The organism is Streptomyces sp. NPDC053367, from assembly GCF_044545925.1.
In the GTDB taxonomy this organism is placed as follows: domain Bacteria; phylum Actinomycetota; class Actinomycetes; order Streptomycetales; family Streptomycetaceae; genus Streptomyces.
The window spans coordinates 761,278-787,044 of record NZ_JBITYN010000001.1 but is presented as its reverse complement, the minus strand read 5'-3'; the positions used below and the strand labels follow the sequence as shown (position 1 = coordinate 787,044).

Below are 25,767 nucleotides of genomic sequence, written 5' to 3'. Positions count from 1 at the left end.
ACTGATCTTCGGCGCGGGGGCGTTGGAGACCATTGGATGGTTCACGCATGACGCGCCGCTCCCTTCCCTCACCGGCTGTGCCGGTCGGATACCGCCGCGACGGTCGGCCGATCTACCCCGTGCTCGGTGCCTCTTCGGACGACGACTCGAATAAGCAGGGCAGTGAGGGAGCGCCGCCCGCCGGGGCCGTGTCGCAGGAGGAGCTGTCGCGGCTGCTGGCCCGCGAGAAGACGCAGGGCGGCCGGGCTGCCGTGAAGAAACTCCTGAGCGATCTGGGCTTCGAGGACACCGAGGCGCTGAGCACCTACGTGACCTCTCAGCGACAGGCCGAGCAGGCGGCGCTGTCCGAGGTCGAACGGCGTGAGCAGGCCGCCGCAGAGCGGGAGCGTCAGGCCGACCAGCGACTCGCTGAGGCCGTCACCAGGGAACGTGCCGCCATCCGGCGCGCGGTGCTGGCCGGACTCGGGGCCAGCGGAGAGGACCTGGCCGACGCCGTCGTCCTGGTCGACCGCGCCCTGGCCGATCAGCCGGACCTCGACGAGGACACGGTGACCGCTGCCGCTGAGCAGCTGAGGGAGCGCCGCCCGGAGCTGTTCGGCCAGCGCCAGGAGGCCACACCGCCGCCCGCGCCCGGTGGATCGCCCGCCGGCGGACCGCCTCCACGGGGTGTCACGCCGCCGAAGCCTGGCTCGGCCGGGCTCGACATGGCCAGACAGCGCGGCTACCTCGGCACCTGACCAACTCTCCCACCGGCGGGACAAGGCCGGACTGGGGACCACGCCCCTCCCTCGTGGACGGCGCCACTTGCCGGTGAGCGCGCGGATACCGCCATCGCGTCCCTGGGAGGGGCAACGCCATGCTTCAGCCGATCGCGACGCAGCGCAGCGTCACGGCGAACAACGAGTGGCTCGGCGGCCGACACGGCACCGATGACACCGACACCATCACCCTCGACATCACTCGGTTCACGTCCGGCGTGCACTACACGCCGTCGACGGACACAGCCCAGCCGTACAGCCTGTTCAAGGCGGGCGTGCCGGTCGGAAAGATCACCGCTTCGGGTCTGTTCGGCCCCTTCGACAAGGCAGCGACGGACGGCCGCCAGATCCTCGCCGGCTTCGTCGTCGCCGAAACCCTCTTCACGCCCGGCGCCACGAAGGTGCCCGCCGCACTGCTCTGGCACGGCACCGTGCGCGCCGCGAAGGTCCCCGGCGGGCTGAATCCGGCCGACATCATCGCCACCACCGCCCTGATCCGGTACGTGTAAGGAGCCGCTGACCCATGACCCTTCAGGACCTGATCAAGGACGTCACCACCCGTGACCTGACCATGTTCGCCCGTGCTGTGCCGACGCCGGACGAGTGGACGCTGACCACCGGCGACAGCCCGGTCTTCCCGGAGCTGAAGCTTCAGTCGCCGTTGTGGGAGATCAAGGACTCCGGCCGGTATGTGAACGCGGCCAAGTTCCGGGCGTACGACGCCAGTGCGCCGCTCGCGACGCGCGAGGCGTGGGAGACCACCCGCAAGGGCGGGCTGCCCGTCATCTCGCAGAAGCTCACCGTCAGCGAGCAGGAGATCATCCTCGACGAGGTGCAGCGGGGAGCCGACGCGCAGCGGCTGATCAACAACCTGTACGACGACACCGAGCGGCACGTGGAAGCCACCAGGGGCCGCATCGAGCTGGCGGCAGCGGACGTCCTCCTCGACGGCAAGCTGACCGTCAACGAGAACAACTACATCACCGAGGTCGACTTCGGCGTGCCGGCCGAGAACATGCCCACCGCCCCAAAGCTGTGGTCGGACCCGACGTCGGATCCGCTGCGCGACGAGCTGGGCTGGCTCCAGTACCTGGAGGACATCGGCTCGCCCGCCCCGGAGTTCGCCCTGACCTCCCGCCGCGTCATCAACACCTGGGCCGCCAACAACGCGTACCGCGCGGCCTACTACAAGTCGGTCAACCCCTCCACGACACCGACTGCCTCCCTCACGCCGGACCAGGTCAACTCGGTGCGGGTCGAGTACGGTCTGCCGCCCATCCGCATCTACAAGGGGCAGGTCCGCGTCGACGGAGCCTGGGTCAAGCCGATCCCCGACGACCGCTACATCTACGTGCCGCCGCAGCGGCAGAAGTGGGCGAACGTCCAGTGGGGGCTGAACGCCGACTCGATCGTCCTTTCGACCGGGCGGAACCCCGAGATCGAGAGGGAGGAGGCGCCCGGCATCGTCGTCACCCGCGACGTCGACTCCGATCCGATCCGCATCTGGACCAAGGTCAACGCGAGTGCCATGCCGGTGATGCACGACCCGCGGGCGCACCTCGTGGCGAAGGTGCTGTGATGGGCCGCCGACTGCGTGCCGCTGTGCACCTAGTCCACCCCGTCACGCACGAGCCCGTCATCCTGCTGCCGGGCGACGAGCCGGACGAGGACCTGACCGAGCTGCTCACGCATCCGGAGGCGTGGGAGGAGGCAGAGGCGGCCATCGCGGCCAAGCCTGCTTCGGCAGGAGCGGAAGAGGTGGCGCCCGAAGGCGACGATCCCGACGCTGCTGAGCCGGAGCCGGAAGATGCGCCCGCCGCTCGACCGCGGCGCCGCAAGAGCCAGTCCGCCGAGTAATCCGCCACCGTCCGACCACCGACCTGTAGGGGTCGGTGGTCGCCTGCTATCAGGAGGGCAACGATGACTCCCGAAGTCCTCGCGTGGCTCCTTGCACAGCTTGGGCCGAGCACTGATCAAGACAACCTTGCTGCCCGGTACGCGCGCCTCGGCAGCGCGCGGCTCGTGGCTGGCGAGGTGCTGGCGGAGCGGCGTGCCAGTCTGTTGGCCGAACCGCTGAGGATGACCGTGGACGGCGTCGTCACGATCGACCAGAGCAACAACCTGGCGGGCCTCGAACGGCAGATTGTCCAACTGTCTGATGCCACCGCCCCCGATGACGCCGCAGCGGGCGATGAGGTCGACCTGGTCGCCGCGCCCCTTCTGCGCGACCGCAGAGCGCGGTGAGTTGACCATGAGCTACGAGTGGCCGCCGCTGGTGCCCGGGGACGCCGACGAGGTTGCACACCGAGTGGCGGCGGTGCTCGAGGACGCATGGCAGCGCCTCGCAGCGAAGCAGCAGGCCGTCCTCGTCCAGGTCGCCGACAGCCCCAGGGCGCCGCTCACCGTCGAGGTCCTAGGGGAGTTCAAGGCGGCGATCAGCGCCTTCCGCCGACGCGTCGATGGGGAGGCCCGGGAGTTCGTGCAGCGTCAATTGCCTCATCTGTACGAAGAGGGCGCCCGCGCTGCCGCCGAGGCGCTGGACGTCACCTTCACATGGACGACGTTCCACAGGGACGCGCTCCAGTCGCTTGCCTCCGATTCCTACGCCGATTTCCTGCACCGCTCTCAAGAGGCCGAACGGATGGCGAACCGGTTCTACCGGGCAGTGCGTGAGGCCGCACGCCGAGAGGTGCCCCTGCTCACAACGGGCAACATGACGGCCAAGCAGGCAGCCACGAACCTGGCCAGGAGGCTGGCCGCCGACCACAAGCTGAACCATGTCGTCTACCGCAACGGTGCGAGAGTCCCAGTGAGAGCCTGGGCCGAGGCCGCGACGCTGACGAAGTCGGCCGTGGCGTACAACGCGGGCACGCTGAATCGCACCCGGCAGGCCGGCGTGAGCAGTGTCGAGGTCTTCGACGGGTCCGACTGCGGTTGGACCTCACACCACGACCCGGACAAGGCGGTGCGTACCGTGCGCACAGTCGAGGAGGCCGCAGAGTGGCCGATCTCCCACCCGCGGTGTCGCCGGGCATTTGGCCCCCGCCCGGACCAGTCCGCCTAGAAGTGGTGCTGGAGGCCAAGCTTCACTTCGCTGCATCTCCGAGAACCCGACCGGCTGATATGGAAGGCCGCTGGGTAGTGTCGTGTTACACCGACCTTGGAAGGGCAGTTGCATGGCGAGCAGCGAGATCGTGATTGCGCAGACAACCATCGATGACGAGGGGCAGGCCAAGGCTCTCGCTCGGGGCGCCGTCGAGAATCGGTTGGCCGCCTGCGCGCACATTGATCAGCCGTTCACCGCGGTGTACCGCTGGAAAGGTGCCATCGAAACGGCCACAGAGTGGCGGATCTCGTACAAGACGACCACGGAGCGACTTCCGCAACTCCAGGCATGGGTCCTCAAGGAGCACAGCTACGAGGTCCCCGAGTGGATCACTCTCCCTGTGACCGGAGGGTCCGATGCCTACCTGGACTGGGTGGTCGAGGAATCGGCTCCGCAGTCTGCTGGATGACGCCTTACGTGGCGAACTGCTGCAGGTGCCGCGCGAGTTCGCGCTCGCGGTTCGGGAGCTGCGAGGCGACGGCTTGGGCGCGAACTCGGCCCATGGTGTTGGGACGGGCCTCGACTGCTAGGGCGAACTGACGGGACACATGAATGCCTTGATCCACGTCTCCGCCGTGTAGAAGTGCACTGGCCAGGTCCCCCAGCACGACAACGCCGGCTTCTGGCAGCTCCCGGCCAAGGCGATCCATCGCGTGGTCGGCAGTCGCGGCAAGCTCCTGCCGGCCGAGTCGGCCGTACACCGACAGTGCGAGGGAGTCCATCCGGTAAGGGGTCATGAAGCGCACCCACGCCTGTTCGGTGGTGTGGTCTGCGAAGTCGTATGCGGTGCGCGCACGTTCTAAGGCTCGGAGGGCGTTGGTCTCATCGCCAGCGTTTGCAGCCTCTTCCGCGAGCCTGCCGTGGACCCAGGCGGCGGCAGCAGCGTTGCCTGGCCCCCGCGCATCTTTCGCGGCTTGAACGAGTAGTTCTCCAGCCTTCTGCGGGGTCGCCTGTCCGTAGCTGGCGTAGGCGAGGGCCAAAGCCCGCAGAGGCGGATGACCAGCTTCCTTCGCACAGTCCATGGTGACTTGGTAGTAGGCGTGCGCCCGCTGAAGGTCTCCCAAGTCCCACGCGACCCATCCGGCCAGCGCCGCCGTTTCGCCGGCCGCGATCGTCAGGGTGCGCTCGTACTCACCGGCCCGCGGCAGCGTTGCTGTGATCGCGTCGAGGTGCCCTTCGACCTCACCCTGGAGTTCAAGCGCCGTCAGACTCCCCTCACGCACGTGAAGCACACCCGCACGATCGACGAGGGTGGTGACTGCGTTCGAGTCGATCTTCCTGCCCCCTTTCAGGGCCTGCGCGAGACGTTCCCATGGCTCGGCGGCGGCGGCAACGACGGCCCCTCCGAGTAGCGTGCGGCGTTTCACGTCGTTCTGATCCTCCCCTCCACGGCGCGCCTTCCTGCGCCGAGCACGAGCGGCCGCGGCCTCCCGGTGCAGGTACTCGGGGGCTAGGCCGCAGGCCACTGCAATGTGCGTGAGCGTGTGGTTGGTCGGGATGTTCGCGCCGTGTTCATACCGGTTGATCTCACGCCGGGTCATGGTCTCCCGGCCTGAGACAGCGTTGACCGCCGCTGCCTGCTCTTCCTGCGTTCGACCGGAGACCTTGCGGAGTCGAAGAAGCAGCTCGGCGAACTCGTCTGTTGCCATGAGTGTGACCTCGTCCTCGGGTGGATTCCAATCATGGCCTCAACTTCCCTCCGCGATTTCCCCCTTGGCGTCCTTTTCCCCCTCTGGTTTCCCCTGGCAGGTGGCGCGGACTCGCGAAACGGTGAGTCCATGACCACGATCCGTAGGGGGCCCGTGCACTGCGCGACCCGCGGCTTCGCGGTGGCCTCCGCCCCGGAGAGAACAGGCGCCAGCCAGATGCGCAAGGTCCCAGGGGCCCACGGCAGGCTGCTGCAGGCTCGCTCGGGGCAAGCTGGCCAACAACGTCACGCACAGCGTTCATCGGCTGAGCTGCTCGACAGCGACGTCCTCCCTATACACCTGCGACTGCCTCACGGGAGACAGCCGATGACTTCCACGACCGTCAAAGTCGCGGTGGCACACTCCGCTGCCGACCAGGAGACAGTGCTCGGCTTCGACGTGAGCTTCCTCCCCGACGATGTCCGCGTCCCGCAAATGCGGCGGCTCACCCGCGCCCACCTACGCCTCTGGCAGGCACTTCACCTGTCCGACGCAGCCGATGTCCTTGTGAGCGAACTGGTCACCAACGCTATCCAGCACGGCGGCGGCCACCCCGTTCGGCTGAAGGAGACATACACCCACGGCAAGCTGCACATCGAGGTCACGGACGGCAACCCGCAGCCTCCCCGCCCCCGCCGGCCCGACGCCGCCGAGGAGAGCGGCCGTGGGCTGTTGCTGGTCGCAGCCCTCGCCAGCCAGTGGGGCGTCAGCCCCGACGGCACGACCACTTGGTGCTCCCTCTCTCACGACAAGGGATCCCCCTCCATGGAACCTGTCGCTGGCTTCACACACGAGGCTGCGGCCCACACGGCATTCGACGTTCACGGCCGCTCCACCCCCTGACAGCCGCGCCCCCGTGAGGATCTCCGTAATTCCCCCACGGCGATGGGTAACGGGGGCGCGGCGCTCCACTCGTCCGACTCCAGGGTCCATGTGCTCGTGGCAGCCAGACTCCCGACTCGCAAAACGACAGCCCACGGTGGGCGGAGGTAGCCCAGAATGACCATCACAGCGTTACCGGTCCAACGACCGGCAGTGCCAGCGGGTACCCCCCTCGTGCTGTACGCCTGCCTTCCTGCATCGCTCGGCGAACTGGCGGATCGCACGGTCGACGCAGCCCGGCGCTACGCGAAGGAAGCGCACTGCGAGATCGTGAGCGAGTTCCTCGACAGCGCGGACCCGATGAAGGACCGAGAGGGATGTCCGGGGTGGCACGACTCCCTGGCCGCCGTCGAGTCGGGGAGAGCACAGGGCATCATCACGCCGCTGATGGTGATGCTCAGCCGGGGCAAGGAGACGCACCTGGCCGCATGGCAGAGGCGTACTGGTGCATACCTGCTGACCTCTTCCGCCATCGACACCCCGGACGCGTACGGCTTATCCGCCCTGGGGTCGGCGTGAACCCGTAGGAGCAGAACGCCCCTGGCCATCTCCTCATAACCACCACCGAGACCCGAAGACTCCACGTGCTCTCACACACGACCGTTCCAGCCCAGTTGCAGACCCCTCCGCCGGGCGACCTCGTCGTCGGCTCCAATCTCCGCGCCCTTCGCCGAGACCGCGACAAGACGGCCATTCATATAACCAAGCACCTGCGGCTCAACCTGGCCGCCGTCAGCCAGATGGAACGGGCGGCCAGCGCACTGGCCCCCAGCCGCGTCCGGGACATGCTGCGCCTCTACGGCCTCCGCGACTTCGAGGCCGCCGCGCGAGGGGAAAGGGGCCGCGGTCTCTGGCACATCGTCCGTCTGGGAGCCCGGGTCATGCGGTTCGTGCCACACAAGGAGGACGGCAAGACAGTACGTGCTGTCCTCCGCCCAGCATGAGCTGCACTTCCTTCCATCAAGCCCGCGAACGAGAAAGAAGAACCCACCATGGGCACCGCGACTGAGCCGCGCCTGGTTCCCTACATCACCCTGCGAGACACCGAGGAGATGGTGCCGGGCACGTTGGTCATGGACCTGGCCGTCCCCGGTCGGCCCCGGCTCTCCTACCGGGACGAGCGCGCCGGTGACCGAGACAGCCAGGGCGTTCTGTGGGCCCGGTACTCCGAGACGCTGAAAGACGTGCACGGCATGCCGGCCGGCGAACCTCGGCAGCGGCTCGTTCACCCGGCACGACAGCGCGAGAGCATGCTCGGGCTGAAGTGCGCGGTGTGTGTGGCCCCGGCTCGAACCCCCTTGGGGTGGATCTTCCTCGCGAGCCCCAACGAGCTGCGGTCGGAGGACGACCTGGTGCTCACTGTGCAGCCGCCCGTGTGCGGCGAGCACGTGCGCGCGGCAGCTGCTTCGTTCCCGCACTTGGAAGGCCGTCCCTTGGTGTACCTCAGCCAGTGCGCTCCGCTGCACGGCGTCTACGGCGCGGTGTACGGTGCCGACGCCGAGCACGGACTGCACGTCGTGGACGCGGCACACCGGCTGCTGCCTTACGGCCATACCCAGTCGGCCGTCTTCCTTGCATTCCAACTGGTTCGGCGACTTACAACTTTCCAGCTCATCACCGTCGACGAGCTGATGGAGGCGCTGACTGCGGCGGCTGTATACGCCGCATGACTCATGCTCGGTGGTCGAACTCGGACCGGCTGTCGGGCAGCCCAACTCCCGGCGGGGGGCTGCTTGCCCCATTCCCACACGGCGCTGGAAATGACCCCGTGCCGGGGCTCGCACTCCCCTTGCCTACCTGGTAGCGGCTCGCGCTCCAGCGAGGAGGGGTCTCAACACCCGGTGCCAGCTCATTCTTCCGGGCTGGCACGGGGCCGAATCACTACGAAAGGTCAGCCGGATGAAGACTTCGATCAGGGGGGAAGTGCGGCACCGTCACGGCGCCCCCGGCTCTGGCTTCTGGAAGAGCAAGAGCCGGCCCGCCACCCGGTTTGCGGTGCCCGCGGTGTGAGCTGCACCCGCCAGAAAGGCAGGTCACACCGGGGGTCCTGCGGACTCCTCCGCCCCGTGCCATGGGCGGCCGTCTTATCAAGGAGGACTAGCTATGGCCCAGGTCACTGCGCCACTCGCCACGAAGACCCTCGGGAGCTCGCTCTTCGACGACGAGTGGGAACTGGACACCACCATCACGCACGCCCCGACGCCGATCACCGAGGCCTGCGACAGCAGTGACGGGTGCGCCGCTTCCTGCGCGTCGTCCTGCGCGTCCAGCTGACCCGGCACTTCTCGCGTCGGTGCGGGCAGACCAAGCGCCCGCCCGCACCGACGCACGACCGAGAGGGAGGACACCTATGCCACGACCGATCTATCGGCGCTCCGGAGACGTGCTGGTGCTGCGCGCCGCCGCCATGCCTGCTACGGCCCGCCCCGCAGACTGGCCTGCTGTCGACTCATCGGAGGCTTGTCTTGAGTGGCTCGCGCGTGTGTGGGAGGACAGCGTGTTCGTCGCGTCGCTGCGCGCAGCCTCCCCGCGCTTGGTCGGTTACGTGGAACGGATCCTCGATGGCGCCGACATCGAGTCGAAGCGGGTTCACAAGGCAGCCTGCTCTGTCGCCGGCTACCTCCTGCGTGCCACGGGGCGGCCGACACCGTTCGGCTTGTTTGCCGGAGTCGCCCTGGCCGCAGTTGGCCCCGCCTCAGCCGAGTTCGGCACAGCGCATCACGCCGTCGCACGCCCCGATACCTTATGGGTCGACCACGTGCGCAGGGACCTGGAAGGCCGCGCCGACGTCCTGCCGTACTTGACCATGCAGATGAACACCACGGCGTTCCTGTGCGGTGACACCATCAATGTGCCCCGGCCGGGTGGTCGTATCGCCACCGCCAGGATTAGCCGCCCCCTGTCCGCTCTTTTGCAGGCCGTGCAGAAGGCCACCACGGGCCAAGAGCTTGAGCGGCTGCTCATCGAGGTCGGGGGAACTCCCGCACAGGCCCGGCATCTGATCGAACAGGCTCTCGCTGACGGGTACTTGATCAGCAACCTTTCGGCACCGATGACCAATGTTGATCCCGCAGGGCACATCCTGCGTATTCTCGCCCCGCATGAGGAGGAACTGGAGACTGCAACCCGGCGCGTCCTCGCACAGCTCGCTGAAGCTGGGCAGCTCCTCGCCGCGCACAACGAGGCATCTGGCACTGACACCGATGCTCTCCGCGAAGCCGCCGACGGCACGATGCGATTCGTCCCCGCATCCAGCCGCAGCCGCATCTGCATCGACCTGCGGCTCGACGCCCAAGTCAGCGTGCCCGCTGAGGTTCTGGACGAGGCGGAGTATGCCGCTGATGTGCTCCTCCGGCTCACCCGTGCTCGCGGGGAGTCAACGGCCTGGGCAACGTACGCCACGCACTTCTGGGAGCGGTACGGCGCAGGGGTCCTGGTTCCCGTACGTGATGCCGCCGACCTGGCTGCTGGCATCGGGTTTCCCGCCGACTACCCACTGTCGTTATGGCAGGACACGTCGCCCACGGTGCTGTCGCGGGATGAATGGCTGGCGGCGAAGGCCTCGCAGGCAGCCGTCACTGGTAACCGCGAGGTCGCCCTCACAGACACGGACATCGACCAACTGACTGATGGCGCCGAGATCGAGCTGGTGGCGCCGCATGTCGAGCTGGGGATTCGGATCCGTTCCGTCAGCCGTATTGCGCTGGACCGAGGCGACTTCCTGATCGAGTTACGGCCGGCTTGGACGGCGGGCGCCCTTTCCGGGCGTTTTATGGTCCTCCTCGGGACTGCAATGTCCGACTTGTATCGGACGCTTCCCACCACGGTTGAGGGAGCACTGCCCGCACAGCTCTCGTTCAGCCCCGTCTTCCCCCACGGGGAGAATGTTGCCCGCATCCCCGCAGTGGTGCCCCATGTGCTCAGCGTCGGTGAGCATCAGGAGCCGTCCGACCACGTCATTGATCTCGACGACCTGGCCGTCTTCTCCACCGGCAGGCGTTTGCACCTGGTCAGCGTTTCCCGTCGGCGGGTGGTGGAACCGCTAGTGCTGCACCCCCTTGCGCTTGAGAAGCAGGCTCCGCCCATCGCTCGGTTCTTGGCCATGCTCGGCCGGGGTTCGGTCACCGCCTGGACCGCTTTCGACTGGGGCCCGGCTGCCGCCGCCCTGCCGTTCTTGCCACGGATCCGCTATCGCCGTGCCATTCTGGCTCCGGCGCGCTGGAAGCTGTCCGTCACTGCGCTGCCAGCTGGACCCTTCTCGAAGCAGTGGCACGCGGCACTCCTCGACTGGGCCTCGATGTGGCGATGCCCAACACGTCTGGAACTCCATGACGACGACCGCACGATGAGCCTCGATCTGACCGAATCGCTCCATGCCCGCCTGATCCACCAGCACTTGCAACGGCGCCAGTGGGCAGTTCTCTGCGAGACGGCGCCCAGCGATGACCTGGGGTGGATCGGACACGCACACGAGATCACGGTGCCGCTCGCAGCTGCCGGCTCACAGCTCCCGCACCCGGACCTGACAAGCGCGCCACTGCTCACGAACGAGGACCTTCCGGGCGTCGGAGTCGGCCGCTGGCTGCAAGCGAAGGTGTTCACCCATCCGACGGCCATGGATCAGATCATCACCGACCGTCTGCCTGGGCTGCTGCAGGAGTTGGGCACGTCCGAGGTATGGCTTGTGCGCTACCGGTCGTTACACGAGTCCGATCACCTGCGTATCCGTGTTCCCGTAGGCACCAACACCTTGGCAAGCCTGGCTGCGTGGACCGATCAGCTCACTGCCGACCGGCTCGCCTCCCACCTCGTCATCGACGGCTACCGGCCGGAAACCGGCCGCTACGGTGTAGGCCCGGCGATGGAGGCCGCCGAAGCGGTGTTCATCGCGGACACCCTGGTGACCCGCTACGCGCTATCCGATCTGCCTCGTTTTGACAGGGAAGTGGTGTGTGCCCTCAGCATGATCGACTTGGCTGAGGGATTCCTCGGCACTCGCGAAGGCTGGAAATGGATGGCTGCTGCGGCTGAGCCGGGCGCGGGTCGCATTGAGACCACCCGACTCACTCTGAAGCAGGTGCATGGCCTGCCGCTGCTCACGGCGTCCGCCCGCCTGGCTGCGTCCCTGACCCAGCGTCGCGACGCTTTACGGAGGTACCGGATCTGCCTTGGCGACCAGCGCCTCGGGCAAGTTCTTGAATCGCTGCTGCACATGCATCACAACCGGATGGTCGGGCCCGATCGGGCCAGCGAGGCAGCTTGTCGCCATGCTGCACGGCAGGCGTGCCGGTCACTGACAATTCGGGAGGGCGCATGAGGCACGACGACCTGGGGGCTGGCCTCACGGGAACCGCTCTGTATGAGTTGGTGGCTGCCAATACCCGCGGCTCGTGGGCCGCTGCCCGTGCCACCGTGCAGGCCATCACCACCCAGCCGATAGCTGCCTACCCCGACGAAGCGAGTCTGTACCGAGGTGTGCCGGCCGTTGCCTACGCCCTGGACTTCGCCAAGCCGTCGGCCGCTTCACGGACGCTCGCGAAGCTGAACGCTGAAACGATCGCGATCGTCGCCGCCCGCCTGGATGCCGCGCAGCGCCGCATGGACAGCGGGCGTCCACCCCGCATTGCGGAGTACGACCTGATCAGTGGGCTGACCGGGCTCGGCGCCTATATGCTGCGGCGAGAGCAAGAGACCGCGCTTGAACGCATCCTTCACTACCTCGTACGACTGCTCACCGAACCGCTCACCGTCGTCGATCACCAGGTCCCCGGGTGGTGGACCTTCGATGGACCACGCGGCCGTCCGGAAGCCGGAGCGTTCGCCACCGGACACGCCAACTTCGGGATGGCACACGGGGCGCCTGGCCCGCTTGCGCTCCTCGCTCTGTCCAGCCGGGCAGGAATCACCGTCGATGGCCAGGACCGAGCTCTTGACGCAGGGATCAGGTTTCTCACCAAGTGGGCGCAACCGTTCAGCGACGGCACCCTCGGATGGCCAGAATGCCTACCACTGCGCGATTTCGTGAACGGACCGGTCGGCGGCAACGAACCTGGCCGTCCTTCCTGGTGCTACGGCGCGCCCGGCATCGGCCGCGCCCTACAACTTGCCGCGCTCGCCCGCCGCAATGCACAAGCAGGTCAGTTCGCTGAGCATGTCGTCCTTGGCTCCATCACGCCCCCCCCGGCACCTCTCCCGGATTGAGGACGCAACGCTCTGCCACGGCTGGGCTGGACTACTCCTGACCTGCGACCGCATCGCGGCCGACGCCACGACCTCCGCCATCGCCAACGAACTGCCAAGACTGCGCGCACACCTCAGCGAGCACCTGGTGCGGCACGAGATACCAGAGAACGTCGGCCTGCTCTCTGGCAGCGCCGGCGTTCTGCTCACGCTGCACACGCTCAGCACCCCCCGCCCCGACGACCTGGGGTGGGAAAGGTGCCTTCTCCTGAACTGATCTGAAAGGACCGACCAGTGGGTCAGACCCCCACCGCCGCCGACCTTCGCAACCGCCTCGTCGACAAGATCCGCTTGGACGGACGCCTAACCGACGAAGTCGAGCGGGTCATGCGCACGGTGCCCAGAGAAGCGTTCCTGCCCGGCATCGGCCTTGAGGAGGCCTACACCGACCAAGCTGTCTCCATCAAAGACAACCCCCTCGGTGGCCCTCTGCCGCTCTCCTGCGCTTCTGTGCCGTCCCTCGTCGGGATGATGCTGGGCCAGCTCGACGTCCAGCCGGGCAACAACATCCTCGAAATCGGTGCCGGAACCGGCTACAACGCTGCACTGCTCGCAGAACTGGCGAGTGAGAAGGGGAACGTCACCAGCATCGACATCGACTCTGATGTGGCGCTGCACGCGCGGACCGCCCTCGACCGCGCCGGATACCAGCGGGTCCACGTGATGGAGCGCGACGGGCTGATCGGCGCACCGGAAAACGCTCCCTACGATCGCATGCTCGCAGCCGTGGGTCTGTGGGACGTGCCGGCCGCATGGTGGGAGCAACTCGCCGAGGGTGGGCGCCTCGTCCTCCCGCTGCGTTGGCGCGGCCAGACTCGAGCCGTGGCACTGATCCGCCACGGTGACGCCCTTGTCTCGGACGGCATGGAGCTGTGCGGCTTCGTTCCGATCATCGGGCAGGATGGAGAGAAGGCCACCGCCCTCAACGCCTCCGACACGATCCGCGTCTTCCACGATGAGGACCAACCTGTGGATTCCGGTGCTCTCGGCGAGAGCCTGAATACGACCACCGGCATCGAGGTCATGTCGGAGCAGCGGATCAGCGGTGAGGAATCGTTCGACGGCGTGTGGCTGCGAGCCACTGCCTCAGACGATCGCGTGTGCCGCCTTCAGGTCATGCCCGAGGCGATGGCTCAGGAACTCGTCCTGCGGCCCGCAGTGCCTGTCCGCAGCCCAGTGCTGATCGACGGGGACTCTCTCGCCTACCTGATCGTGCGCCGCGAGGGAGTCGACCCGCAGCGCCCCCACCAGCTCGGCGCCGCCGCCTACGGACCGCACGCCGAGAAACTGGCTCAGGACCTCATCGCGCACATCGAGGACTGGGGCACGGCACGCACTGCAGTTCCGCGCCTGACCGTCACCCCCGCGTCGGCCGACGCGGCAGATGGTCCGGGGCACGTGATCAGCAAGGTGGAGAGTCGACTCACGCTGACCTACTGATCCGACCGCACGGGCGCCCTCAGGGTGGGGGCGCCCGTCACCCACCCCGTGATGCGGCGCCTTGACTGTCGTCGAAGCTTAGGGGTGCCACTGCTGGTCACGGAGGTTCGATCGGTCCGCCGCTAGCAACCAGCAATTCGGCGGATTCTGTGGCGTCACGGTGGTTGCATGAGCATGCTGGTCAACTATGGGTAACGAGCCGTCGCCTGAGAGTTCCTCGCTGTTAAAGCGGATCGGTCGCTGGGTCGGCCTCACCGTGGCTGCCGGAGGCGTGAGCGCAGGGGTTGGGTTCATCGTTCAGGCCCAGTCCTCGAAAGGTCCTGCGATGCTCTGGGTGGCCGCTATCGGAGCGGCTGTGACTGTGGTTGCCCTCGGTTATGGCGTATCGGCGCATGTGCGCGAGTCCGAGCGAGCCATTGATGCGGGCCGTGAGCGTGTTCGCGAGGCAGAGCGCGGGGTTGAAGGCGCTCTTGCTGCTCGCTCCGGACCAGCGCCCGCGGGGACTGAGGACGAAGCGGAGGTGCAGGCCGATCGCCGGGATTTGGCACTTGCTCGCCTGTGGTCGCTTACTCACCGCCGACTGGATCTCTACCACGAGATTGCTACGAACCAGGCGCGGCGATCGTTCCTGAGCGCGCAGATCTCAATGGGGGTCGGCTTCGCGCTGTTGGTGCTGTTCGTTGTCCTGGCTTTGAACGTGAGCAGCACGACTGGCGCAATCGTGACGGGCGGACTCGGGGCGGTCTCGGCTGCGCTCGCCGGGTTCATCAGCAAGACGTTCGTGAAGTCTCAGGAGTCTGCGGCTGACCACCTCAAGGCGTACTTTGATCAACCGCTGGAGTTCTCCCGCTACCTAGCGGCAGAGCGGTTGCTGGCCGATTCTGGCCTGTCCGATGACAAGCGGGCTGAGATCGTCGCCGTTTTGGTCCAGACGGTCGCAGCGGGGCCCGGGCCTAACACTCCCCTGGATGCGAACGGGCTTTTGCAGCAGTTGCAGGACCTTCTGCCCGGCCAGCCGTAGGAGCGGCCTATTTCCCTGCCCGCTCGCGCTCCGTACAGCGCGCGATGAACTTCAGCGACCATGCATCCTTCCGCGCGCGTCGGGCAGACAGGAAACGCCACTAAGCTCGAATGTATGATCGAATCCAGTGAAGGGCTGAATCTGGGGGCCGTCAGCACGCTTGTCGAGAAGAAAGTCCTGACCGACAAGATCAGGGTCTCTCGGCCGGGTGAACCAGTCTTCAACCCGGACACAGGTCAATACGAGCCTGGCCCTTCTCTGACCGTCTATGAGGGTCCCGGCGCTGTTTTTCCTTCCGGTGGACCCTCTGTGGTCCTGCACCTGGCCGGACAGGCGTACGTCGACGACACCCCGTCGCGCTACCGCCTACTCACCCCCTTGTCCGCGCCCGTCGCTTCTCGGGAGGACACCGTCACCATCGTCGAGGCCGAGGACGAGGCCGCCGTCGGCCGGACCTGGCGCGTCGTCGATATAGGTGAAATCTCCACCCTCAGTATCATTCGGACCACTTGGGTCGATCAGAACAACCAGACGACGGATGCGTGAGATGAGCACTGCGATCGACCCGGAGGAGGTCCGCAAGGACCTAGAGACGAAGCTGCTCTTGGACACGGTGCGTGTCACGCGCCCGACGGGCACGCCCGTTCTTGATCCGGGCACCGGGCTGGTCGGGGAGGTCCCGGCGGATGTGATCTACGAAGGACCGGGCGCGTTGCTCTCCGGACACGGCCAGGTGACAGCAGAAGGGATCGTCGGCAAGCAGTGGCTGGACGACACGGTCTCCTGGTACCGGTTGCTGACTCCGCTCAGTGCGCCCGTGCCGGCTAGGTACGACCGGGTCGAGGTGACCGTTGCCCACTCCGGGAGTGCCGCAACTGGTGGACGCGTGTGGCAGGTTCTCGATCCGGCCGAAGCGTCCACGGTGGAACTGGTCCGAGTCACCAGGCTGGACGAGATCACGCCCCCGTCCTGAGGCGATTCGGAGCGTCCGAGAACCGACCTAGGCTCGATGCATGGAGATCAACGACACTCCGCCCGCCGTGACCCAGCAGGTCAGCATCAGGACGGACGGCGCAAAGGCGGCGCTCCGCATAGACGGAATCGACTACTCGCGCCTCATCTCCGGGTACACCATTCACCAACGTGCCGGTCAGACAGCGGATTTGATCATCCAGTTCGCGCACGGCAAGACCAGCCCGGACTTCGACGGCCATGCGCGGGTCGCGGTGGGCGTGCCATACGCGCCGGGTCCGGCAGCGGCCCAATTCCTGTCGGCTATCGACGCCGCCCTGTTGGAGAAGGCAGTGCTTGCGCGTCACGACCTGATGGACGGAGGTCCCCACGAGCTGACACGCGCGACGCTGGTCCAGCTGCGGGAGTGGGCACAGGGACAGTGGGCATCGGCACCCGCGGGCGAAGAAGGCTGAAGCCGTGGTGTCCCCGCAGAACCCTCATCCCAACGCCCACCCGCGCGCGGGCGCATACTCCAACGCCGCCCAGATCGCCGCGCAGCTCGATGCCAGGGCGGCGCGCACCTTGCCCGAGGTCACTGCCACCGTCCAGCACTACGCCATGCTCCTGGAGACTCGTATCAAGGCCAAGGCCAGCGGCAGGCCGGGCCCCAACGCTCCCACGGGTGACTACCGGCGCTCGTGGACGCAGGAGGTATCAGCGGACGGCTTCACCGTCACCGCCGTCGTCGGTACGAACAAGCCGCAGGCGAGGCGCCTGGAGTACGGATTCGTCGGCGCGGACAGCCTCGGCCGGATCTACAACCAGCCGCCCTATCCGCACGTCGGTCCGGCAGTCGAGGAGATTCGGCCGCTGTTCATCGCAGCTCTGGGCGAGACCATCGGCGGCGACCTGTGACGTGCCGCAACCAGGGCCACCGGCGCAACTCCGGAAAGAACAGGAAGAGGGAAACCAGATGCCCATCTCCGGCCGGGAGGTGTCCCTGGCTGTGCAGAGGACGCTCGCCACGGCAACGGCCCGCAGCTGCGGGTACGGCACCGCTCCGACCGCATCCAGCACGCCCACTGGGGCTGCCATCCCGTACAGCGTCCTGTACCCGCTGGGGGTGACCACCAGTGGGCCGCCGTACGGCGACGGTGATGCGGACGCCCGCGTTCTCGTACAGGTGACCTCCGTCGCCTTGACGGCTGAACAGGCCGAGTGGATGGCCGACAAGGTCCGAACCGCCCTGCTCGGTCGAAGTCGTGGCTCCTATGCCAACGCCATCACGGTGGCCGGCTGTGCCGTGATGGGGCGAGAGCTCGACAAAGAGGAAGGTCTGACCGTCAGCAGCGGCGTATACAGTTGCGTACAGCGGTACGTCTTCACTGTGACCACCCTCGGGTCCTGACGAACCAGCTACCTCACCGCGGAGGCCCCCTCGCGGACGCCCGGCCCACCGGCACGGGCCGATTCCCTCACTGATCGCGTACGCACTGCTGCGCGACCTGAGTGGGACGGGCCCGCGGTACTCGCTCCGGGGCAGTCCCCGGAGAGCGAGAATCTGTGGGTACCACCCAGCAGCGGTTCATGCGCCGAGGCGTCACCCAGTTCCTGTTCCTCAAGGACATCGCCGCGGCCACCAACATCCCGACCCGCGCCGAGCTGACCGGCGAGGCCAACGCCACCCAGCTGTCCGGCGCCGTTTCCGACGTCGAGGGCTTCTCCCTGGAGAACACCCCCCCTGGAAACCCCTGACATGGCCAGCACATTCACGCCGAACATCCCCGGCGAGGACAAGGCCGACGGCAGCGCCCTCACCCTGTACGAGGACAAGGTCGACGACTCCCTGGAGACGCTCCTGAGCAAGGGCACCGAGGGGTACGTGGTGATTCTGCGCAAGGGAGACGTGGCGGGCTCCAAGAGCATGGACGTCTTCCCCGTGCGCGTCGGCTCCCGCAGCCCGAGCTACACCACCAACGCCGAGCCGGCCAAGTTCAAGGTCAGCTTCTCGATCACCGCTCTGCCGACCCTCGACGCGACCGTGCCGGCCACCACCGTGCCGACCACGGCCTGACGGGACGGTGCCGCATGTCCACGTTCACCCCGCCAGTGGCGGCTGTCGCCAAGGACGCCCACTGGGCTGCGAAGATGGCCCGCCTGCGTCACCGGAGTCTGCCGGAACGGACTCTGTCGATCTGCGACGACCCGGACGTCAAGAGGGCAGTGACCGATGCCGCGCTCGCCTTGGCCAAAGCGCGGACCAAGGCAACCAGTGCGGCGATCGAACAAGACGTCCCCGAGGAGCAGCGCGAACAGTGGGTCGCAGCCCAGCCGGACGTCCTGGCCGCCAGCAGCGCGCTCGATGCCGCACAGCGGGCGCAGGAAGACGCCACCATCACCCTCACCTTCCGGGCGCTGCCGCGTCCGGTTTGGGAGCAGCTGCTGCGTGCCCACCCACCGACCGAGTCCCAGGCCGAACAGGGCATGGAGTACAACGTCGAGACCTTCCCCGCGGCACTGATCGCGGCCTGCCACGTCGAGCGCGACGTGGACGGCACCGTCGTCGCCGGCATGACCGAGGCCGAGGCCCAGGAGCTGCTGGACGCCTGGCCGGACGCCGAAGCGAAGGCGCTGTTCACCTGCGCCCTGCTGGTCAACCAGACGCTCAGGTCGGATCTGGGAAAAGGCTGATTTCCGACCCGGGGTTCCGGGCGGAGATGGAGTTGTGTGACCGGTACGGCCTACCGCACTCGCAGCTCATCGGCGCTGGTGACGGTCGCTGGTCAGCCCTGGATCGGGCCAAGGCTCTGGCCTACCTGGCCTTCAGAAAGGCGGTCTGCGACGGCTGTGGGACTCGGATCGCCGAGTGGGACGAGCAGGCCGGTGGTGACAGGTTCGCCTACATCCCTGAGACCCACCGGTGCCCGGGGTGCGAGCTGATCGAGATGGAGCGGGAGCAAGTTCCCGGAGGCGCGGAGGGACGAGGCATCAAGATCGGGCTGAGGCCCCGGAAGGACGAGTAGCACGTGGCCGGCGCCTACAACCTCTACGTCAACCTCATCGCCAACCACGGCGCCCTGACCTCTGGGCTGCGGCAGTCGGCCGGGCAACTGCGCGCCTTCGACGGCCAGCTCGCCGCCGTCGGCGGCCGCATGGACACGGTGCAGGCCGCCACCCGGCGGCTCGCCCGTGCCCAGGCCGACGCCTCAGCGCAGGTAGTGCGATCCCAAGCTCAGGTCACTCAGGCGACGCAGCGGGCTGCTCAGGCCCAGCAGCAAGTGACTCGCATCCAGCGCAGCCAGCAGCTCGCTGCTTCTCTGGCGGCCCGCGCCCAGACGGCGCAGGCCGCCGCTACGGCGAATGCGGCTGCCGCCCAGGCAACCGCTGCCCGCACGGCTGCCGCAGCCCAGGCCGCACAGGCACGCGGAGCAGCCAACGCCGGTGAGCTGGCCCAGCGAGCCGCGCGTGCTCAGGCCATCGCCGACCAGTACGCGCGGGGCACGGCCGCCTCACAGGTGCGAGCGGCATCGGCCGCCGGGGCGGCCGCCCGCGCCAACCAGCTCGCGGCCCGCTCGGCAGTCGGTCTTGCCGACGCCGAAGCTCGCGCTCGTTCCGCAGTCGCCATGCGCGACGATGCCCAGCGAAACTCCGCCCGGACCGCGCAAGCATCCGCAGCGCGGGTGGCCGCCGCGCAGGGCGAGGTCATCACGGCGATGAACGCACGGGCCAGGTCGCTCGCGCAGACAGGTCTGATCATGGGCGCGGCCCTGGGCGTGGGTGTCGCGCAGGCCATCGCCTTGGAGCGGGCGATGGCCAACGTGATGACGATCTCGCAGCAGATCACCGCAGACAACGTCTCGGCGTTCACGGATGAGATCGTCGAGTTGAGCACGCAACTGCCGCAGACTGCGGAACAGCTGGCCGACGGCCTGTACCAGATCGTCTCCACTGGCTTCGACGGTGTCGACGCGATGGGGATTCTGCGGGTCGCGGCGTCGGGCGCGGCTGCGGGGCTCACCACCACCGAGAGCGCGCGAGCCCTGCTGGGCGTGCTGAAGGCGTACGGGCTGGAGGCCGGCGACGCGAGCGACGTCATGGACGTCATGTTCCAGACGGTCAACCTGGGCGTTGTCTCGTTCGAGGAACTGGCCCAGCAGCTTGGTGACGTCGTCCCGATGGCCGCCGCGGCAGGAGTCGAGTTCGACGACCTGTCGAGCGCCCTTGCAGCGATCACGTTGGCCGGCATCCCGGCCGCTGAGAGCGCCACCGCTCTGAACATGCTCATGACCCGGCTGATGAAGCCGACGAAGGAGCTGAAGGAGGCCGTCAGGGGCCTCGGCTACGAGTCGACTGCTTCTGCTGTTGAGCAGGATGGACTGTACGTCGTCGTCAACAAGCTCAACCGTGCGGCTGGGGGAACGGCCGAGAACCTGGCGAACATGTGGCGGGACATCCGTGCCACCAGGGCCGCCCTGGCGCTGGCCGCTGCGGACGGTCAGAACTACGCCGACACATATGCGGGGATCGCCAACGAAGTCGAGCGCGCTGGTGCCACCCAAAGGGCGTACGAGATCCAAATGGACACGACAGCTGGCCAGTGGCAGCTGTTCGCCAACCAAGCTCGCGCGCTGGGCATCGACGTCGGGCGAGCTCTGCTCCCGGCGTTGAAGGAGATCGGAGGCGCCCTGAATCTCTTCGCCGGGGCGGTCAACGAATTGCCGGGCCCAGTCAAGAGCTTCGCCGGTGCGCTCGTGGCCGTCGCCGCGGCAAGCCTCCTGGTGCGCGCAGGACTCACCAAGGCGAACGCCCAGCTCGTCACCTTCCGGACCGCGCTGGCCGCGACCCGAGCAGGGGGCGCCGTCATGCCGACGGTCCTGGCTGGCGCCGGTATGGCTGTCTCGGGTCTTACCGCTCTCCTTGCAGTCGGCACGATCGGTTACGCCGCCTACACCGCGTCCAAGCAGGCAGCGGTAGCAGCCACCGAAGAACTGGTGACCGCACTCCAGGCAGAACGGGAGGAAGGCCAGTCTGGCGCTGGACTTCGCGCCCTCACCGAGCAGCTGACGGACTCCGACGATGCGGGGAAGCTGAAGGAAGTCGGCGTCGACATACAAGATGCGATCGATGCCATCACGAGCGGCGGCAGCAAGCTGGCCGCGCTTCGCCGACGCATCCGCGCCGAGGGCTCGTTCGCGGTCACCGACCCGAGCGGCAGTCTCGGCTCAGCGGTGTCGGCTGAGGCTGAGGACGCGGTCGAAGTGCTGGACAAGCAACACAAGGTGTGGTCGAACGCGGTCCAGAAGGAAGCTGAGCTGGCTCAGCAGATGGACATCATCGAGGCCAAGATCAAGCAGTCGCGGGCAGGCATTGCCGGGGCCTGGAACCTGGACATGCTGCTGCCTCTCGACAAGAACGGTGCTCCCCAGTACACGAAGGAGGTGGAGGCGCTCGCCAAATCCGTTGGCGATGCGGTCGATCCTGCTCGTGCATTCAAGGACGCCCAGTCCGAGGCCGCCGAAGCCATGCAGAAGGCTGGCAAGAGCGCCGACGAGGCGAAGGTCAGCCTCCGTGACTACGTGCGTGAGCTGCGCGAGCAAGCGGCGGCTCAGCGCAACTTCCAGTCCAACCTGTCGGAGCTGGCCCTTGCCGGGTACACACCGCTGGTCGACCACTTCGCTGAACTCGGCGTCGACTCTGCGCCCATGCTGGCCGAACTGGTGCAGCAGCTGAAGCAGGGCAAAACGAAGGTCGCCGAAGAGATGCAGGGCATCGTCGAAGAGGACGCCCGCCGCTCAACCGAGGCGTACCGAGTGGGCCTGGAGCAGTTGCCCGCCATCGCGGCCCAGTACGGGGAGAAGACCGCGCGGGCATGGGCTGAGGCCTCCGAGACCAACGATCCGGCTCAGTTCCAGACGATCACCGAGCAGATGGCACTGGCGGACTTCGGCGGGGCGATCCGCAGGTCCAGCAAGGACGCTCGGGACGAGTTTGCCCGCGGCATGGATCTGATCAACCAAGTCGCCCGAAAGCGTGGCCGGGAGGCAGCTGACGCCCTTCGCGATGCTCTGCTTTCCGGCGACATCGACAAGGTCGCAGACCAGCTCAGCGCAGTCTGGGGCGCCGACAAGCCCATCGAAGGACCGGATCTTTCCAGAGTGGTAGCAGCTTTCAAGACGGCCGGCGGACAGGCGAACGCCGAATGGTCGGGGATGCTGACCCTGATCGCGGCAGTCTCGAAGACGAAGGGCACCGAGGCGGCAACGGCACTGACGTCGGCACTGCTTTCCGAGGACATGGCAGCGGTCAAGACGCAGCTGGACGACATCGGAATAGCCGTGCAGAACATACCCGGCCACAAGTCGGTCACCGTCAGCGTGACTGCGAATCAGCCCCCGCCGGTCGTCGTGCCCGTGTTGATCAAGCGACAGGCTACGTCGTGGGACCGCGACGCCAACGGCGTCCCGGACTCCATACAGGCCCAGGCCAACGGGTCGGTGCTGTTCTTCTTCGCGAACGGCGGTGTTCGCAATGAACAACACGTCGCGCAAATTGCGCCCGCCGGCAGTATGCGGATCTGGGCCGAGCCGGAAACCGGTGGTGAAGCCTATGTGCCTCTCGCTCAGTCGAAGCGACCTCGCAGCAAGGCGATCGTCTCGGAGGTCGTCCGACGCTTCAACGGAGAGGTGACCTGGTACGCCGATGGCGGTCTGTCGGACTGGTCGTATAGCACTCCCGAGCTGTTCAGCCTGTCGGGCATCGCCAGCGACTCCAGGGACAAGAAGGACCGCTTCAGCCTGTCCAAGTTCGCCACCAATCTGCACAAGTCGGTCTCCGTGGCTCGCCGCTGGCGGAAGGACCTGGACACGGTCGCCTGTCGGGCAGGGCAGGACGTTGCCGACGCCCTGGCCGAGATGGGTGAGGACGGGATCAACCTCACCCACAAGATGGCCACCGGCAGTTCCAAGTACGTGAAGGCGATGACAAAGGACCTGGAAGCCCTGGCCGCGACGGCCAAGCCGTCGCTGTCCTCCTACACCGCCCAGCTGAAAGCCGCGGTCAAGGACCAGCAGGCGTTCGAGGAGAACATCGCCAAGCTCGCCGCTCTCGGCTACAACGACCTCGCCCAAATGCTGGCCGAGCAAGGCGACCAGGACGCCGAGGACCTGGCGGCACAGGCGGTGAAGTCACCGAAGAGGGCAAAGGCCGCCAACGCCGCGGCGACCTCCGCCAGCAAGACGATGTCGGACGAGGACCTGGCCGACCTCGTGAAGATCATCGGCGCGATCACCTCGTCCAAGACGGGCATTCACGCCGTCGCCGAAGCGACCGAGCTGGATGAGGACCGCATCATCGACGTCGGCAACGTGGGCAGGTCCCGCATCAAGAAGGTTCTCGGGAAGAAGGCCGACAAGTTCCTCAGCGACCTGTTGAGGGCGAACAAGCACCTGGCCTACGCGAACGGCGGCATCCTCACACCGGGCATCTACGCCACGTCGCGCGGGATAGTCCGGTTCGCGGAGCCAGAGACGGAGGGCGAAGCCTTCCTTCCTCTCGGAGCGGGCAAGCGCGGCGCGGCTACTGCCGTTCTCAACGATGTCGCCCGGCGCTTCGGCTATGTGCTCACCCCCAGTGGCGTGACGGGCCCCGCCCGCCTAGTCGACGCCAGGCCGGCCAACGCGGTCCAGGTCGTCGTCGTACGTGAGCAGCCCGCCGCGCTCGTCGGCTCGATGCCGGTGACCGTCAACGGCGGTGGCGACGCCAAGGCAGCCGACCGCATCGGCACAGAGATCATGCGGCGGCTGCGAAACGCCCAGCGAGGAGGCCGTATCTGATGGCGACGATCAACCAGCCGTGGCAGGTCGACTTCGCGGGAGTACTCCTGGGACCCGACACCGTGTATCCGATCAGCGAGATCACTGGCCTGGGCACGCCCGAAGTCCGCGCCCAAGACGTGGACTTGCCCAACGACGACGGCTCCTTCCCCGGCGTCGACTACTACAACTCCCGCACGGTCACGGTCGAGGCTGGAATCCGTACGCCGGGCGACCCCGACGCCGCGGTTGCCGCGCTGGCAGCACTCGACGAGGCTGCGGCCAGTCCGGGGGTGCGGAAGACCGCCGGGGCCTTGCAGACCTTGAGGCTGTTGTGGCCCGGCCGCGACACCAGCAAGCGACTTTACGGGCGGGTTCGGCGGATTGAGGCCGTCACGATGGCGCAGGCTGTCTTCGGTTGGATACCGGTCACGCTGGAGTTCACAGCGACTGACCCGCGATGGCACGGAGAGCCAGAGCAGCAGATCACGATCCCCCTCGCCCGCGATTCCGCAGATGAGGGCTTCACGGTCCCGGTCACTGCGCCGATCACGACCGGTGTGGCCGACCCTACCGAGCGGCCCGGCTGGGTCGACAACGCGGGCGACCTGCCCGCCTGGCCGTCTCTGAGAATCACCGGCCCGGTCGTCAATCCCCACATCTGGATCACGGAGACCCGCCGAGTCCTCGACCTCTCACTAAGCCTCGGTGAGAACGAGACCGTCCAGATCGACACCCGCCCCGGCACCCGCTGGGTACTGCGCAACGGCGGCAACACGGCCTCGGCACTGTCCTCCACGTCACGGCTGGATCTGTTCCAGATTCCCCCGGGAACGAGCGAGGTCCGATGGACCGGCGCGGACTACACCAACTCCACCCGCCTGCAGGTGTCGTGGCGTGACGCCTACACCGCCCTGTAAGGAGAGCACCAAACCATGGCACTGATTCAGCCGCCCATGTTGACCCACGGTGGTACGCACCCTGCACGGGCTTTCCGGATGATGGTCCGTGACCTGGCATCCGGCAACCAGGGCGTGACCGAGGGAAACGACCTGAAGGTCAGAGCATGGACCACTCCAGGCGCAGGCGTCCGCGTGGGTGATGGCTCGGCCGTCATCAGAGGTGCGGCATGGGGGCAAGGCTCGTACACCCAGTACAACGTGGGGGACGCCGTCGTGCCGATTGCTCCCACAGGCTCCACCGGGCGCTCCGACCTCATCTGCCTGCGGGTCGAGGACCCGGAATACGAGGGCAACCGGAACCCGGCCGCCGACGAGATCGGCTACTTCCACGTCGTGTCCGGCGTCTCAGCGACGACGACGAACGTGCCGCCTGGCATGACCGCCATCCCGCTGGCCCGGCTCGACCTTCCCGCCAACACGGCCACAGTCACCACCGCCATGATCAAGGACCTGCGGAGGATCGCGAACCCGCGCCGAGACAGGAAGCTCTACACCGCTTTCCCGTCTGGGCTGAGCGAGCTGAAATACCAGGACAACAAGTGGCATGCCTGGCCTGCGGCTGCGCGATGGGCGGTCCCCATACCGGCATGGGCCGTCTCGGCCAAAGTGGTGATCACCATCGCCGGACTGCGCATGGCACGAGCCGACGTCTTCGCCTCGATGCAGACGAAGCTCGGGTCCGACCTCGGGCAGAACACGATCATCGACGACAACCAGAGCTCGACCGTACGCCGGCAGACCGTAGTCGTCGCAGACAACATCACCATCTCCTCAGAGCAGCGCAATACCACGCAGCTCCTCACGCTTCAGACCTACATGTCCAAGACGGAAACCGGTGACCTGTCGGTGGACGCCTCCACGTCGATCATCGCCGACGTCGAATTCACTGAAGGCGTTCTGTAGCT

The 25,767-nt window shown here is 67.2% G+C and carries 29 protein-coding genes; 28 read left to right on the top strand and 1 reads right to left on the bottom strand.

What is annotated here, in order from left to right; translation table 11 throughout:
* Positions 1–47: 47 nt before the first annotated feature.
* The 7 genes from ACIGXJ_RS03645 (at position 48) to cutA (ending at position 4,273) form a co-directional block, all read left to right on the top strand.
* Positions 48–737: a hypothetical protein gene (locus tag ACIGXJ_RS03645; protein WP_399641146.1), complete on the top strand. Its 690-nt coding sequence runs from the start codon at positions 48–50 to the stop codon at positions 735–737.
* Between the two features lie 119 nt (positions 738–856).
* Complete coding sequence (locus ACIGXJ_RS03640; protein ID WP_399641143.1) at positions 857–1,267, top strand: head decoration protein; 411 nt, start codon at positions 857–859, stop codon at positions 1,265–1,267.
* A gap of 14 nt (positions 1,268–1,281) precedes the next feature.
* A complete protein-coding gene (locus ACIGXJ_RS03635; protein ID WP_399641140.1) occupies positions 1,282–2,337 on the top strand; it encodes a major capsid protein in 1,056 nt (351 codons plus the stop codon).
* Positions 2,337–2,615: a hypothetical protein gene (locus ACIGXJ_RS03630; RefSeq protein ID WP_399641137.1), complete on the top strand. Its 279-nt coding sequence runs from the start codon at positions 2,337–2,339 to the stop codon at positions 2,613–2,615. The genes ACIGXJ_RS03635 and ACIGXJ_RS03630 overlap by 1 nt, the downstream gene beginning before the upstream one ends.
* Before the next feature lie 63 nt (positions 2,616–2,678).
* Positions 2,679–3,002, top strand: a complete 324-nt coding sequence (locus ACIGXJ_RS03625) for a hypothetical protein (RefSeq protein WP_399641134.1) — start codon at positions 2,679–2,681, stop codon at positions 3,000–3,002.
* Between the two features lie 7 nt (positions 3,003–3,009).
* Positions 3,010–3,822 (top strand): hypothetical protein, encoded by an 813-nt coding sequence (locus ACIGXJ_RS03620; protein WP_399641132.1) that lies wholly within the window; start codon positions 3,010–3,012, stop codon positions 3,820–3,822.
* A 112-nt stretch (positions 3,823–3,934) separates the two neighbouring features.
* Positions 3,935–4,273 (top strand): divalent-cation tolerance protein CutA, encoded by a 339-nt coding sequence (gene cutA / locus ACIGXJ_RS03615; RefSeq protein WP_399641129.1) that lies wholly within the window; start codon positions 3,935–3,937, stop codon positions 4,271–4,273.
* A gap of 4 nt (positions 4,274–4,277) precedes the next feature.
* On the opposite strand, the gene ACIGXJ_RS03610 is transcribed toward cutA, so the two are convergent.
* Positions 4,278–5,513 carry a helix-turn-helix domain-containing protein gene (locus ACIGXJ_RS03610; RefSeq protein WP_399641127.1) on the bottom strand — a complete coding sequence of 412 codons (1,236 nt, stop codon included), beginning with the start codon at positions 5,511–5,513 and terminating at the stop codon, positions 4,278–4,280.
* 366 nt (positions 5,514–5,879) lie between these two features.
* On the opposite strand from ACIGXJ_RS03610, the gene ACIGXJ_RS03605 reads away from it, so the two are divergent.
* The 21 genes from ACIGXJ_RS03605 to ACIGXJ_RS03505 all read left to right on the top strand — a co-directional run bounded on the left by ACIGXJ_RS03605 (position 5,880) and on the right by ACIGXJ_RS03505 (position 25,765).
* Positions 5,880–6,395 carry an ATP-binding protein gene (locus tag ACIGXJ_RS03605; protein ID WP_399641124.1) on the top strand — a complete coding sequence of 172 codons (516 nt, stop codon included), beginning with the start codon at positions 5,880–5,882 and terminating at the stop codon, positions 6,393–6,395.
* Between the two features lie 192 nt (positions 6,396–6,587).
* Positions 6,588–6,953 carry a hypothetical protein gene (locus tag ACIGXJ_RS03600; protein WP_399641121.1) on the top strand — a complete coding sequence of 122 codons (366 nt, stop codon included), beginning with the start codon at positions 6,588–6,590 and terminating at the stop codon, positions 6,951–6,953.
* A gap of 65 nt (positions 6,954–7,018) precedes the next feature.
* A complete protein-coding gene (locus ACIGXJ_RS03595; protein ID WP_399641119.1) occupies positions 7,019–7,378 on the top strand; it encodes a hypothetical protein in 360 nt (119 codons plus the stop codon).
* A gap of 48 nt (positions 7,379–7,426) precedes the next feature.
* A complete protein-coding gene (locus ACIGXJ_RS03590; protein WP_399641117.1) occupies positions 7,427–8,104 on the top strand; it encodes a hypothetical protein in 678 nt (225 codons plus the stop codon).
* Between the two features lie 433 nt (positions 8,105–8,537).
* The gene (locus tag ACIGXJ_RS03585; RefSeq protein WP_399641114.1) at positions 8,538–8,708 is read left to right on the top strand and encodes a hypothetical protein; all 171 of its coding nucleotides are present in this window, start codon (positions 8,538–8,540) and stop codon (positions 8,706–8,708) included.
* 76 nt (positions 8,709–8,784) lie between these two features.
* On the top strand, positions 8,785–11,751 hold the full coding sequence (locus ACIGXJ_RS03580; RefSeq protein ID WP_399641112.1) for a lantibiotic dehydratase: 2,967 nt from the start codon (positions 8,785–8,787) through the stop codon (positions 11,749–11,751).
* Positions 11,748–12,635 carry a lanthionine synthetase C family protein gene (locus tag ACIGXJ_RS03575; protein WP_399641111.1) on the top strand — a complete coding sequence of 296 codons (888 nt, stop codon included), beginning with the start codon at positions 11,748–11,750 and terminating at the stop codon, positions 12,633–12,635. Before ACIGXJ_RS03580 ends, ACIGXJ_RS03575 begins: the two co-directional genes overlap by 4 nt.
* On the top strand, positions 12,559–12,891 hold the full coding sequence (locus ACIGXJ_RS03570; RefSeq protein WP_399641109.1) for a lanthionine synthetase LanC family protein: 333 nt from the start codon (positions 12,559–12,561) through the stop codon (positions 12,889–12,891). The genes ACIGXJ_RS03575 and ACIGXJ_RS03570 overlap by 77 nt, the downstream gene beginning before the upstream one ends.
* Positions 12,892–12,908: 17 nt before the next feature.
* Positions 12,909–14,114 (top strand): methyltransferase, FxLD system, encoded by a 1,206-nt coding sequence (fxlM, locus tag ACIGXJ_RS03565; RefSeq protein ID WP_399641107.1) that lies wholly within the window; start codon positions 12,909–12,911, stop codon positions 14,112–14,114.
* A 187-nt stretch (positions 14,115–14,301) separates the two neighbouring features.
* Positions 14,302–15,135, top strand: a complete 834-nt coding sequence (locus tag ACIGXJ_RS03560) for a hypothetical protein (RefSeq protein WP_399641106.1) — start codon at positions 14,302–14,304, stop codon at positions 15,133–15,135.
* A 114-nt stretch (positions 15,136–15,249) separates the two neighbouring features.
* Entirely contained in the window at positions 15,250–15,681 is a 432-nt protein-coding gene (locus tag ACIGXJ_RS03555; protein WP_399641103.1) for a DUF6093 family protein, read from the top strand.
* Position 15,682: 1 nt separating this feature from the next.
* Positions 15,683–16,108 carry a DUF6093 family protein gene (locus ACIGXJ_RS03550; protein WP_399641100.1) on the top strand — a complete coding sequence of 142 codons (426 nt, stop codon included), beginning with the start codon at positions 15,683–15,685 and terminating at the stop codon, positions 16,106–16,108.
* Positions 16,109–16,148: 40 nt separating this feature from the next.
* The gene (locus ACIGXJ_RS03545) at positions 16,149–16,562 is read left to right on the top strand and encodes a hypothetical protein (protein ID WP_399641097.1); all 414 of its coding nucleotides are present in this window, start codon (positions 16,149–16,151) and stop codon (positions 16,560–16,562) included.
* 4 nt (positions 16,563–16,566) lie between these two features.
* Positions 16,567–17,004, top strand: a complete 438-nt coding sequence (locus tag ACIGXJ_RS03540) for an HK97 gp10 family phage protein (RefSeq protein WP_399641094.1) — start codon at positions 16,567–16,569, stop codon at positions 17,002–17,004.
* A 208-nt stretch (positions 17,005–17,212) separates the two neighbouring features.
* Positions 17,213–17,497, top strand: coding sequence for a hypothetical protein (locus ACIGXJ_RS03535; RefSeq protein WP_399641091.1), 285 nt, complete (start codon positions 17,213–17,215; stop codon positions 17,495–17,497).
* Positions 17,498–17,652: 155 nt separating this feature from the next.
* Positions 17,653–17,844, top strand: coding sequence for a hypothetical protein (locus ACIGXJ_RS03530; protein ID WP_399642162.1), 192 nt, complete (start codon positions 17,653–17,655; stop codon positions 17,842–17,844).
* Between the two features lies 1 nt (position 17,845).
* Positions 17,846–18,163 carry a hypothetical protein gene (locus ACIGXJ_RS03525; RefSeq protein ID WP_399641087.1) on the top strand — a complete coding sequence of 106 codons (318 nt, stop codon included), beginning with the start codon at positions 17,846–17,848 and terminating at the stop codon, positions 18,161–18,163.
* A gap of 14 nt (positions 18,164–18,177) precedes the next feature.
* Positions 18,178–18,780 carry a hypothetical protein gene (locus ACIGXJ_RS03520; RefSeq protein WP_399641084.1) on the top strand — a complete coding sequence of 201 codons (603 nt, stop codon included), beginning with the start codon at positions 18,178–18,180 and terminating at the stop codon, positions 18,778–18,780.
* Positions 18,781–19,115: 335 nt separating this feature from the next.
* Entirely contained in the window at positions 19,116–23,921 is a 4,806-nt protein-coding gene (locus tag ACIGXJ_RS03515) for a phage tail tape measure protein (RefSeq protein ID WP_399641081.1), read from the top strand.
* Positions 23,921–24,820, top strand: coding sequence for a phage distal tail protein (locus ACIGXJ_RS03510; RefSeq protein WP_399641078.1), 900 nt, complete (start codon positions 23,921–23,923; stop codon positions 24,818–24,820). Before ACIGXJ_RS03515 ends, ACIGXJ_RS03510 begins: the two co-directional genes overlap by 1 nt.
* Before the next feature lie 15 nt (positions 24,821–24,835).
* A complete protein-coding gene (locus tag ACIGXJ_RS03505; RefSeq protein ID WP_399641075.1) occupies positions 24,836–25,765 on the top strand; it encodes a hypothetical protein in 930 nt (309 codons plus the stop codon).
* The last annotated feature ends 2 nt before the right edge of the window (positions 25,766–25,767 follow it).